Origin of the sequence: Succinivibrio dextrinosolvens DSM 3072 (assembly GCF_900167015.1) — a bacterium.
GTDB lineage: Bacteria > Pseudomonadota > Gammaproteobacteria > Enterobacterales > Succinivibrionaceae > Succinivibrio > Succinivibrio dextrinosolvens.
This window is the reverse complement of sequence record NZ_FUXX01000060.1, coordinates 1-11,564: the sequence shown is the minus strand read 5'-3', so window position 1 is coordinate 11,564 and position 11,564 is coordinate 1. Positions and strand designations below refer to the sequence as shown.

Annotated in this window: 13 protein-coding genes, 1 rRNA gene and 1 riboswitch; of the genes, 6 read left to right on the top strand and 8 right to left on the bottom strand. The window is 38.6% G+C overall.

The features are described 5' to 3' along the window. Positions 1-108 (bottom strand): 16S ribosomal RNA (locus tag B5D46_RS11130); the annotation flags it as partial. Positions 109-538: 430 nt separating this feature from the next. Continuing rightward, positions 539-638, top strand: a riboswitch (TPP riboswitch). 240 nt (positions 639-878) lie between these two features. On the opposite strand from B5D46_RS11130, the gene thiE reads away from it, so the two are divergent. The 5 genes from thiE to thiH all read left to right on the top strand — a co-directional run bounded on the left by thiE (position 879) and on the right by thiH (position 5,311). Then, positions 879-2,360 carry a thiamine phosphate synthase gene (gene thiE, locus B5D46_RS11125; protein WP_078929516.1) on the top strand — a complete coding sequence of 494 codons (1,482 nt, stop codon included), beginning with the start codon at positions 879-881 and terminating at the stop codon, positions 2,358-2,360. Between the two features lie 7 nt (positions 2,361-2,367). After that, complete coding sequence (locus B5D46_RS11120; protein WP_078929515.1) at positions 2,368-3,117, top strand: HesA/MoeB/ThiF family protein; 750 nt, start codon at positions 2,368-2,370, stop codon at positions 3,115-3,117. Then, complete coding sequence (gene thiS / locus B5D46_RS11115) at positions 3,114-3,314, top strand: sulfur carrier protein ThiS (protein WP_031492475.1); 201 nt, start codon at positions 3,114-3,116, stop codon at positions 3,312-3,314. The genes B5D46_RS11120 and thiS overlap by 4 nt, the downstream gene beginning before the upstream one ends. Before the next feature lie 86 nt (positions 3,315-3,400). After that, positions 3,401-4,183 carry a thiazole synthase gene (locus tag B5D46_RS11110; protein WP_031492474.1) on the top strand — a complete coding sequence of 261 codons (783 nt, stop codon included), beginning with the start codon at positions 3,401-3,403 and terminating at the stop codon, positions 4,181-4,183. Further along, entirely contained in the window at positions 4,184-5,311 is a 1,128-nt protein-coding gene (thiH, locus tag B5D46_RS11105; protein ID WP_031492473.1) for a 2-iminoacetate synthase ThiH, read from the top strand. It abuts the gene before it with no gap. A 78-nt stretch (positions 5,312-5,389) separates the two neighbouring features. Here thiH and B5D46_RS11100 read toward each other — a convergent pair whose 3' ends face one another. The 5 genes from B5D46_RS11100 to B5D46_RS11080 all read right to left on the bottom strand — a co-directional run bounded on the left by B5D46_RS11100 (position 5,390) and on the right by B5D46_RS11080 (position 7,947). Next, positions 5,390-5,617, bottom strand: a complete 228-nt coding sequence (locus B5D46_RS11100) for an LPP leucine zipper domain-containing protein (RefSeq protein ID WP_031492472.1) — start codon at positions 5,615-5,617, stop codon at positions 5,390-5,392. 233 nt (positions 5,618-5,850) lie between these two features. Next, the gene (gene gmhB / locus B5D46_RS11095) at positions 5,851-6,405 is read right to left on the bottom strand and encodes a D-glycero-beta-D-manno-heptose 1,7-bisphosphate 7-phosphatase (protein ID WP_078929514.1); all 555 of its coding nucleotides are present in this window, start codon (positions 6,403-6,405) and stop codon (positions 5,851-5,853) included. After that, positions 6,405-6,920: an S-ribosylhomocysteine lyase gene (gene luxS, locus B5D46_RS11090; protein WP_031492470.1), complete on the bottom strand. Its 516-nt coding sequence runs from the start codon at positions 6,918-6,920 to the stop codon at positions 6,405-6,407. Before luxS ends, gmhB begins: the two co-directional genes overlap by 1 nt. Positions 6,921-7,012: 92 nt before the next feature. Beyond that, positions 7,013-7,594: a transglycosylase SLT domain-containing protein gene (locus B5D46_RS11085; RefSeq protein WP_031492468.1), complete on the bottom strand. Its 582-nt coding sequence runs from the start codon at positions 7,592-7,594 to the stop codon at positions 7,013-7,015. A 14-nt stretch (positions 7,595-7,608) separates the two neighbouring features. Then, a complete protein-coding gene (locus B5D46_RS11080) occupies positions 7,609-7,947 on the bottom strand; it encodes a P-II family nitrogen regulator (RefSeq protein WP_031492467.1) in 339 nt (112 codons plus the stop codon). A gap of 478 nt (positions 7,948-8,425) precedes the next feature. On the opposite strand from B5D46_RS11080, the gene B5D46_RS11075 reads away from it, so the two are divergent. After that, entirely contained in the window at positions 8,426-9,088 is a 663-nt protein-coding gene (locus tag B5D46_RS11075) for a super-infection exclusion protein B (protein WP_078929513.1), read from the top strand. A gap of 85 nt (positions 9,089-9,173) precedes the next feature. Here the strand turns inward: B5D46_RS11075 and glpX are convergent, their stop codons facing one another. Together glpX and tuf are read right to left on the bottom strand one after the other, a co-directional pair. Beyond that, a complete protein-coding gene (glpX, locus tag B5D46_RS11070) occupies positions 9,174-10,160 on the bottom strand; it encodes a class II fructose-bisphosphatase (RefSeq protein ID WP_078929512.1) in 987 nt (328 codons plus the stop codon). 215 nt (positions 10,161-10,375) lie between these two features. Beyond that, the gene (gene tuf / locus B5D46_RS11065; protein WP_078929370.1) at positions 10,376-11,560 is read right to left on the bottom strand and encodes an elongation factor Tu; all 1,185 of its coding nucleotides are present in this window, start codon (positions 11,558-11,560) and stop codon (positions 10,376-10,378) included. Positions 11,561-11,564 lie beyond the last annotated feature (4 nt).

Below are 11,564 nucleotides of genomic sequence, written 5' to 3'. Positions count from 1 at the left end.
GCCACTCGTCATCAGGAAAAGCAAGCTTTTCCTATGTTACCGTTCGACTTGCATGTATTAGGCCTGCCGCCAGCGTTCAATCTGAGCCATGATCAAACTCTTCGATAAAAAAGATTTTGATTTAAATTTTTGATAGTCCTTCAGCTCTTGCCTTCTCTATCTTTTTGTTTCCCTCTTCCGAGGGCCCACACAGATTGTCCGTACTTGTTTTTAAAGAACTTTTAAAACGCTTGGTTTTATTTGTCGTTGTCGTTCGTGACAACGGAAATGCATTATAGACTTTTTTTGAAATGTGTCAAACTTTTTTATAAGATTTTTTGTATATAAAATTCAACAAACACTTAGCGTTGGCTTAGTTATGCCTTTCTCTTCTTTATAATTTTTTTTAATTAGTTTAATCTCTTTTACAGAGCTCTTTTCAATATATTTACCTGAATTACTTTTTATTAAATCTTATCCAGATTAAATAAATAAAAAATGTCTATTTTATTGACAGAAAAAGAAAAAATTGTATTTTTTATTCACTTGTATATAATTAAGTTGCTTGTCGGAGTGCCTTAGGGCTGAGATTGCAAATTCGCAAAATCCGTATACCTGATCAGGATAATTCCTGCGTAGGAAACAAGGCATCGGCATGCATTTTTTTTATTTAAGGATATGCCGATGATTTATCAAATATTCAATAATTATCTTTCCTTTTTTTCTCAATTATCTTCTCAGAAGATATTCAATTTATCTTATTTTTCATTTCTATTGCCCAAGAAATCTATCCTTAAAGCTGATTTCAGGATCTTTAGTTCAATATCTCTGCGATTAACCAATTTTTATTCCTATTCAAAAAGTTTTCTTTTGATGAAATTATTCTAAGGACCACAATAATGAATAACAGACATAGACCATTAGTACTAGTCATAGCAGGGCTGGACTCTGGCGGAGGAGCAGGAATAACTGCGGACACCATTACAATCCATGATAATGGATGCTGGAGTCTTCCATGTGTTACAGCAATTACAGCTCAGTCACTAAAAAAAGTCTCTGGTATTGAGGAACCATCCTCTGAACTTTTTAAACAGACCTTAAAACTTGCGAAAGAAGACTGGTCTGAAATCGCATCTGCAAAAATTGGACTTATAACGCACCAGTCTATTCTTGAAGAAACCCTTTCCTTTTTTGAAAATTCTTCATACAAAATACCTGTGGTTTGGGATCCTGTTTTAACTGCAACAGCAGGACGACTTGAAAGTGCAGATCTGAAAGGCTCGCTGAGCAGAATCTTAAAAGTATCTACAGTTTTCACTCCAAATCTTCCAGAAGCTCTTGAGCTGGCGGACTGGAATCAGGAAAGACTTGAAAAGGAAGGAGTAAAAAAGCTTGGTGAATACTTTTTAGAGAAAGGAGCAGAATGCGTCATCATAAAGGGAGGTCATCTAAATAAAAACAACAGTGCCGTTGATACCTTTGTTTCAAAAGATCTGACTTTCACTATGACAACACAGAAAGTTGAAGGAGATGGAGCTCACGGTGGTGGATGTGCCTTTTCGTCTGCACTTGCAGCCTATATAGCTGCAGGATATGCCACATTCGATGCAGCTGTTCTTGCCAAGGCTTATGTATACAGAGGAATTGTGGAACCTGCCCTTCCTCATAATAAGGAAAGACCTCCTGTAGGCCATCACGGAATTCCGGATAGTCTCGCTTATATGCCAATCATTCAGGAGGAGGGCTTTCCTCTGAAAAGTGAACCTTTCTCCAGATGTTCACGACCTCTTGGATTGTATCCTGTAGTTGATAGTTATGAATGGGGTGAAAGACTGTTAAAAGCAGGAGTAAAAACTATTCAGCTTAGAATAAAGGACAAGACAACTCCAGATCTATACAGTCAGATAGAAAAAAGTGTAAAACTCGCAACTCAGTATAATGCCTCCCTGTTTATTGATGACCATTATGAACTTGCAATAAAGGCAGGAGCATTTGGTGTCCATCTTGGAATGGAAGATCTTAAAACAGCCGATCTTAATAAAATCAGACAGGCAGGACTAAAACTTGGAGTTTCAACCCACGGTCCGTACGAAATGGTAAAAGCAAGTCAGCTTAACCCTTCTTACATTGCTTTAGGCCATATTTTTCCAACCAATTCAAAGAAAATGCCATCAAAACCTCAAGGAATAGAAAAACTTCGCCTTCAAACAAAAATGCTTGAGAAAGAAGACTTCATGACGGTTGCGATCGGAGGAATAAAACTGGACAAGGCAAAAGAAGTACTAACAACCGGAGTTAATTCTATTGCGCTGATTACAGGTATTACTAAAGACGAGAATCCTGAAAAAGCAGTTAAAGAATGGTTAAAACTATTTGAGTAACAAACAAATGAATAATACAAACAGATACGCAAGACAGCAGATGATTCCTGAATATCAGGATCTTGATAAGAAACTCGAACAAAATAGAATCGCTATCGTAGGAAGTGGTGGTTTAGGTGGACTTTGTACCTATCTTCTTGTGGGTGCAGGTGCCTTAAATATAAACATCGCCGACTACGATACTATTGATGAAACAAATTTGCATCGACAGATTCTATACAGAGAAAAAGATATTGGTGAAACCAAAATTAACTGCTGTAAACGCGAGTTAATCGAATTAGACAAAAGAGCCAATATAAAAACTTTTGCCGAGAAAATTACTGAAGAGAACTTTCAGGAATTTACAAAAGACTGTCGTCTTGTCCTGGATCTAAGTGACAATATAGAAACAAGACTGGCCCTAAATAGACTATGTTTTTCCAACAGAATAGACCTTATACACGCTTCAGTTACCGCAGAAACAGCACTTTTAGCCTACTTTAAATTCTCAGACAGTAAGTTTATCGAAGAGTACGGCTGCTATGAATGTTTAGCAGGAGAAAATGCAGCTATAGCCAAAAAAGGTATAACAGGTCCCTTTGCATCAGCAGTCTCTGCATTTGCAGCTAATCTCACTATGCAGGTCTTTACGGACAGAATTAAAGAAAAAATAGGAAAAATCTTTCTATTTGACCTAAACAGATTTTCAATCAGAAGCTTTTCACTTAACAAATCACCACTCTGCAAATGTTGCGGAGATACTAAGGAGGTCGCATGAAAATCAACTACAACGGTACAACAATTGAGGTAAAGGACAACCTGTCCTTACACAGTTTTGTAACTGAATTGCAATTGGAAAGCAGAACAATCGCAGCTGCCGTCAATGAGGAAATTGTCCCAAAGAAAAACTGGGAAAACTTTTTCCTTCAGGAAGGTATGACTGTAGATATTTTTAATCTGGTAGCTGGCGGTTAGTTCTTATCCATAATCAATTCAACCAGACATAAAAGTTATACAAACAGGAGATATAAAGCCTTAGCTAATAAGGCTTTTTAAACATTATGACAGACAAATTGACATTAGCAGGAAAGAGTTTTGATTCTCGCCTTATCATTGGAACAGGAAAATACGCTTCTGGAGAAATACTAGCTAAAGCATGTAAGGAATCTGGTGCTCAGATTGCAACCATGGCTGTAAAAAGAATCGATACCCAGGATCACACAGATGAAATAATATCACCGCTTTTGGACATGGGAATCCAGCTCATGCCTAACACCTCTGGAGCAAAAAATGCGAAGGAAGCGATATTTGCAGCACAGCTTGCACGAGAGGCTCTTGAGGTTGACTGGATCAAAGTAGAAGTTCACCCTGATGTTAAATATTTATTACCAGATCCTATTGAAACCTTTAAAGCCTGCGAAGTTTTATGTAAAGAGGGTTTTAAAGTATTTCCTTATATAAACGCAGATCCCGTCTTATGTAAAAGGCTTGAAGACATTGGAGTCAGCGCTGTAATGCCTTTAGGTTCTCCAATTGGCTCTGCCCGCGGTCTTGATACTTTATCAATGCTAAAGATCATTATTCGTGAATCTCACGTCCCAGTGATTATTGATGCAGGTATAGGTGCCCCCTCTGATGCAGTAAAAGCTTTTGAAATCGGAGCTGATGCCTGCATGATTAATACAGCAATTGCAGCAGCAGGAGATCAGCTCAAAATGGCAAGAGCATTTAATCTTGCACAGGAAGCTGGTAGGCTGGCTTATAAGGCAGGTCTTGCAGACAAAATAGAAACTTCCAGAGCCACTTCTCCTATGGAGGCTTTTCTGAAGGAGGCTATGAAATAAATGAGTTTCTATGATGTCATTGAAAAAATAGATATAGATAAATTTATAAATCTTGTCGACAGTCAGAAAGATACTGATGTAGAGAAAGCCTTAAGCAAAAAAGAACCTCTTGGAGTTGATGACTTTGCAGCACTTATTTCTGAAAATGCGCGTAAACATTACTTAAAAGACATGGTTAACATTTCAACTCAGTTAACAAGGCGCAGATTTGGAAGATGTGTAAATATGTATCTTCCTCTGTACCTGACAAATCTTTGTTCAAACAAATGCGTTTATTGCGGCTTTTCAGTTATGAACAAATTCAAACGAGTTGTTCTGAATCTATCTCAGATTGACGAGGAATGCCAGGCAATAAGTAAGATGGGATATAAAAATATCCTGCTTGTATCAGGGGAATCCGAACGAAGAGCCGGCATCGATTATTTCAAACAGGTTTTACCTGTTGTAAAGAAATACGCCACATATCTTCAGATGGAAGTACAGCCATTATCTGTAGATGATTACGTACAGCTAAAGGAGCTTGGACTGGATGCTGTATCTGTATATCAGGAGACCTATCATAAGGAATACTACAGTAAGGTACACCTTGGAGGTAAAAAAGCAGACTACAGATGGAGACTTGAAACTCCTGACCGATTAGGAATGGCTGAAATCGACAAGGTAGGAATAGGTTCACTTCTGGGGCTGTATGACTGGAGAGCTGACCTTTGCGCTACAGCTTTACACATTCTCTACATGCGCGAGCACTACTGGAAAACAAATCTATCAGTTTCTTTTCCAAGATTAAGACCTGCAGCAGGAGGTTTTGAACCAAAACTTCCTGTCTCCGATGCGAAACTATTGCAGATAATATGTGCATTAAGAATCTTTGATAATGAGCTCGATCTGACTTTAAGTACACGAGAAAGTGCAAGTTTCAGAGATCTTATTTTACCTGTAGGAATAACCGCGATATCAGCTGGTTCTTCCACTGAACCGGGTGGATATGCTCACAAAGGAGAAAATCTTGAACAATGGACTGTCAATGATGATAGAACCGTTGATGAGGTTGTCAGTGCAATGGAAAGCAGTGGATTTGAAGCCGTTTTTCAGAATGCTTCAACAACATTCTTCTCTGCTGTTAGGTAGTTGAGGATTGAAATCTAGATTACAGTTACGAAAAAGGCCCACAAATGTGAGCCTTTTTCTTATCATCTTAGCAAGAAATTACTTCTTGTAACGACGAGTCATGTTGTCTAAACGATCGTTTGCACGAGCTGCGTCTGACTTAACGAAAGCAACGTCGTTTGCTAACTTAGACTGCTGAGCCTTTAAAGCGTCAACGTCAGCAGCGATAGCATCGATCTTAGCCTCAAGAGCAGAGTTGCTTGCGCAACCAACTAATACTGATGAACCTAAAGCAACAACAGCTAAAGTAGCCTGAAACTTATTCATTTTTATCTCCAAAACTGTTTAAACAGATAAATATGGGAATGATCATTCATCCCCGTAGCAAGTGTAATTATAGTAGCATTTTTAATGAATGGCACATTTTTTTCAAAAAATTTTATTAATTTTTTTCGATCATTGATCTGCCTTGCAAAAAAACAAAATTTTTATTTATATCATTTTGAAATTATTATTATTTTTCAAAATGTAAGTGCCATATAACACTAATAAATTAGTAGTTACTTATTTTCATTTTTGATTTTTTTCACACTTTCAATAAGGGTGAAAAAACATTTTGCACCATCGATCTTTGGAGACTCTTCCTTAAGATGAGTACCAAGCAGGTAAAGCTCGCTGATTCCGGCATTCTTTGCAGCAATCAGATCAGATGCATGGTCACCGAACATCAGACACTTACTCATATCCAGATTCAGCTCCTTCTGCGCCTTAAGAAACATACCGCTCTTTGGCTTTCTGCAATCGCATTCGCAGCGATACTGAGGAAGATCTGCATTAGGATGGTGCGGACAGAAGTAAACCTTGTCAAAGCAGGCATCTGATAAAGATAAATTAGCCTGCATAAATGAAGTGACTTTTAGAAAGTCAGACTCGGTATACTTCCCTCTTGCTATTCCTGACTGATTTGTAACGAGAACAAGGTAATACCCCAGATCCTTTAACATTTTTAAAGCCTGAGGTACACCATCTATGATGTCATAGTTTTCTATCTGTCCAACAAAACCATAATCTATATTGATCACGCCATCGCGGTCAAAAAAAGCGGCTTTGTTCACTATGCAAGATCCTTAAGTTTTTCAGGATCAAGAGCAATGTCTTCATTATTTACTACAACAATACCCTTTTCTAATACTTCCTTAGAAATATCTTTTGCATCCTGTAAAGAATGTAAATCGCATGATCCGCACTGATATGGATTTGCAGCAGGAATCTTGGCATTGTCATCTAAAGAAGCAATATCCTTTAGAGCAAGCTCAAAAGACTTAGCTACATTATCCCCCTGTGCCTCGCCGATTAAACTCATGTAAAAACCGGTCTGACATCCCATAGGAGAGATATCGATAACCTCGATTACTCCCGGGTTATTCAGATGCTCACGCATAAAGCCAGCAAAGTAGTGCTCAAAAGTATGAATTCCCTTAACAGTCATTCTTCCATGGTTAGGTTTCTTAAAGCGAAGATCCCAGACCTGAATGGTGTCCCCTTTAGGAGTTTTCATAACCTTTGCCTTTCTGACAGAAGGTGCGGGCATAATAGTATGATCTACTAAAAAGCTATCAACTAGTGGCATATTTAACCATCCTTTATATAAGTTGTCGTTGGGAATTAAAGAAAGATGAAATCATCTTTCTTTAAATTATCTATTACAGATTATTGAATAGATCAGTACAGATTACAGTGTTCTAACTGATTTTTGTAATTGAGTGCTCTTACATGAACCTGTCTTGCTACATCTACCAGCCAGTTTTTCCCTAAGTAGGTTTTATTTTTGTAGCCGTACCAGCCTTCATGGTAATTTAAATACTGATTAAATGCATCTGAAAATTTTACATCGTTGATCTTCTTGGTCTTGGTCATATACCAGCCAATAAAATCCAGCGAATCTTCAAATGAGGTTCTTGAGGAGAAAAAACTGCCTGATTCTTTGGTATATTCATCCCAGACCTCATCCTGAGCCTGAGAATAACCGTACGAAGAGCTGCCACGACCATAAGGAATAAATCCGAACCATCTCATCTTTGGCTTGGCATCTTCAACAAAGCCGGACTCCTGAGCCATTATAGACATGGCAACATTAATAGGTATTCCGTACTTGTCGTGAACTTTATGAGCTGAAACGTACCAGCTGTCTTTTTCCTGGAAAATTGAACAGAGGTTTTGAGTGTTTGATGGAGGTGTTGAAGCGCATCCAACAACAAAAAGCGCTCCAACCAAAATTGAAATAATACTTTTTCTAAAAATCATCTTATATAATTTAATTAAATAGCGTCGTCACCTTCTTCTCCGGTGCGGATTCGAATGACTCGCTCCACATCAGAGACAAAAATCTTGCCATCTCCGATTTTGCCTGTGTGTGCGCCGGCTGTGATTGCCTCAATGCATAAATCAACATCCTCGTCTTTTACAACAAGTTCAATCTTTGCTTTTGGAAGGAAATCAACAACATATTCTGCACCACGGTACAATTCTGTATGTCCCTTCTGACGGCCAAATCCCTTTACCTCAGACACGGTCATGCCAGAAATGCCCTTTGCACTTAATGCTTCTCGTACATCATCTAGCTTGAATGGTTTAATAATCGCGGATATTTTTTTCATACAAATTCCAGCCTTTAATATACAAACATGTACAGAGATAGGCGTAAATATAATAACACCTACCCAAACAATATGCCTAATTCATCCTTTAAGAAAAGAAGCATAATTATAAAATGATCTCGCTCTAATTATTATGTATTATTCGATTTTTACAAAAAAAAATTTAATTTTATTTAAATTGCCTTAAAACTGCGCAATTTTATTAAACACCATTAATCACAGTCAAAATTTTGGACTGTCAAAAAATCTATATTAATTTTTTTTATCCTTCTATATATCGAAATTCAGACTCCGGAGCTTTACTTTTCCTTTTCCAAGATTTTGACACCAGCACAGTCAAAGATTAATAAACAATTAATCCTTCTATCAAAACAAATCCCTTATAAATCAGATTAATATAAACAGACAAAGCTCTTGGCACAGCAAATGCAGAATTGAAATTATCGAATTAAAGTTCGCCAAAAAATGGAGCATCAATATGAAACATGAAAATTCTATTTCTGCATTAAAGATTACAAATACAATTATGATGTGGTTATTCTGTTTAACTGTAATGATGTTAGTTATGCCATGGGAGATTATTTCAACTGAATTTGCATCACATATTGAAACTAATAAAATCGTTCTTTATTTTGCACTTATTATTGAGGTATCAAATTTTATCAGCCAGGGTTTATTAACCATTATCAACTCTGTTTTAAGCAAAAAAGCACGTAGAAAGCTACAGGATAAGATCATGCAGGCTGTTGAGGACTTGGATTTTGCAGAAAGAGCTCTGCTAAGAGAATATGTTCTTCAGAGAAAATCAGTATTATCTCTGCCTGTTAATGAGCCTACTGTTAGAAACCTTATTGATGACGGTGTTCTGAGAATCGTTAATGTAAATGACAGCGAAAACTACCGTGCAGACATTATCATTGCAAAAGAGGCACGTCCATACATTACATATAAGGCAATCGGTCTGACTCTTGGAAAAATGACTGAAGAACAGGTTACTCAGATTATGAACTCTAGACCTGAATATGCAAAACAGAAATACAATCACCAGAATAAGATCTTTATCGGTTCTAATGCAGTAAGAAATGTAAATGCTACAACAATGAGAGAAATCGAATCCAAAAACGAGGATGTTGCTGCATAGCACAATCTAGGGATAAGAACGCGAACTTAAATAGCGATGAGGTATGACAGTAATGCCAGTTAAAAAACTGGCATTATTTTTTTGATTAGTATTCTAGAGAACTCATTTTTGACAGTTTTGCACGATCGTGCCAAGCCTGAATATATCTTCTTGTTCCAGTTCTGCCTCTAGAAGAAATGGAAGAAGTCAGAGTGTATTCTCCCTTGTATCTTACACCATCAAGAAGCTCACCAGGTGTTACTCCGGTTGCAGCAAAGAAGCACTGGTCAGAACTAATCATGTCATCAACAGTTCTGATAGCATTTAAATCGAAACCGTCTTTAATAATAGCTTCCTTCTCTGCTTCAGTTTTTGGAGCTAGTCTTGTCAGCATCTGACCGCCGGTACCTTTGATAGCACATGCAGTAATAACTGACTCAGGAGTACCACCTATACCAACTAACATATCGATATCAGTTGTTGGGTCAATTGCCATTAAAGCTCCAGCAATATCGCCATCAGAGTGAACCATAACTCTTGCACCAGCAAGATGAATGTCTTTAATTAGCTTTTCGTGACGAGGTTTATCTAGAACGAACACTTTGAGTTCGCCAACTTTCTTACCTAATGCTTTAGCAACATTAACAAGATTATCTTTAATAGGAGCGTCAAGATCGATTACATTGGCAGCTTCTGCACCAACAGCCATCTTCTCGCAGTAGAAACTGTGGCCTGGATTAAACATTGTTCCCTTTGGAGCGATACCAACAGCAGCAATACCGTTTGGCTTACCACCTGCAACACAGCTTGTTCCATCAATAGGGTCAACCGCAATATCAAACTCTGCACCATCGCCAAAACCAACTTTTTCGCCAGTGTATAGCATTGGAGCTTCATCTTTCTCGCCTTCACCGATAACAATTGTTCCCTTGATATGAATACTCTGGAAGGCGATACGCATTGCATCAACAGCAGCACGATCAACTAATTCCTTATTACCAAGACCAACAAATCTTGCAGATGCTAATGCTGCAGCTTCTGTTACACGAACCAAATCCAAAGCGATATTCTTATCAGCTAAATGTTGTTGCATTTTGACCTCATATAAAACAGTTCGAAAAGATATATATCTACTCCGCAAACAAGTGCGAAAAACGTGCATATCTTTTGCGTTTTTAAAACGTGTATATGATACACGCGAATGAAGAAAAATAGATCTGAATCAGATAAAAAAAGGAAAAAATATAATTTTTGAGCAAAAAAAAGGCTGAGATATTATCCCAGCCTTCTTTTCGATATTGTTATCTATTATTCGATAATAGAACCAACAACACCAGCACCTACAGTACGGCCACCTTCACGGATAGCGAATCTCTCGCCTTCAGCCATAGCTACTGGGTGGATTAGGGTTACGGTCATGTCGGTGTTATCACCTGGCATTACCATCTCTACGCCCTCTTTCAGATCGATAGAACCGGTAATATCGGTTGTACGGAAGAAGAACTGTGGACGGTAGCCCTTGAAGAATGGAGTGTGACGACCACCTTCATCCTTGCTTAGTACGTAAACCTGACCAGTGAACTTGGTGTGTGGAGTGATTGTGCCTGGAGCAGCTAGAACCTGACCACGCTCAACCTCATCACGCTTGGTACCACGTAGTAGAACACCAACGTTATCACCTGCACGACCTTCGTCTAGTAACTTACGGAACATTTCAACGCCAGTTACAGTGGTCTTGGTGGTTGGACGAATACCAACGATTTCAACTTCGTCACCTACGTGTACAATACCACGCTCTACACGGCCGGTTACTACAGTACCACGACCTGAGATTGAGAAGATATCTTCGATTGGTAATAGGAATGGATCATCGATATCACGCTTTGGCTCTGGAATGTATGAATCTAGAGTGTCTGCTAACTGATAGATTGCCTCTTTCCACTTCTCTTCGCCGTTTAATGCACCTAGTGCTGAACCACGGATGATTGGAGTGTCGTCGCCTGGGAACTGGTACTGATTTAATAGATCACGTACGTCCATCTCAACTAACTCTAATAATTCCTCGTCGTCAACCATATCGCACTTGTTTAGGAATACGATGATGTATGGTACGCCTACCTGACGTGCTAATAGGATGTGCTCACGGGTCTGTGGCATAGGACCATCAGTTGCTGCTACTACTAGAATAGCGCCGTCCATCTGAGCAGCACCAGTAATCATGTTCTTAACATAGTCAGCGTGACCTGGGCAGTCAACGTGTGCATAGTGACGGTTTGCAGTATCGTACTCAACGTGAGAGGTGTTAATGGTAATACCACGTGCCTTCTCTTCTGGAGCGTTATCGATCTGATCGAACTTACGTGCCTCACCACCAAACTTCTCTGCTAGAACAGTAGTGATAGCTGCGGTTAAAGTGGTCTTACCGTGGTCAACGTGACCAATGGTGCCTACGTTTACGTGTACTTTGCCACGGACAAACTTCTCTTTTGCCATTTTT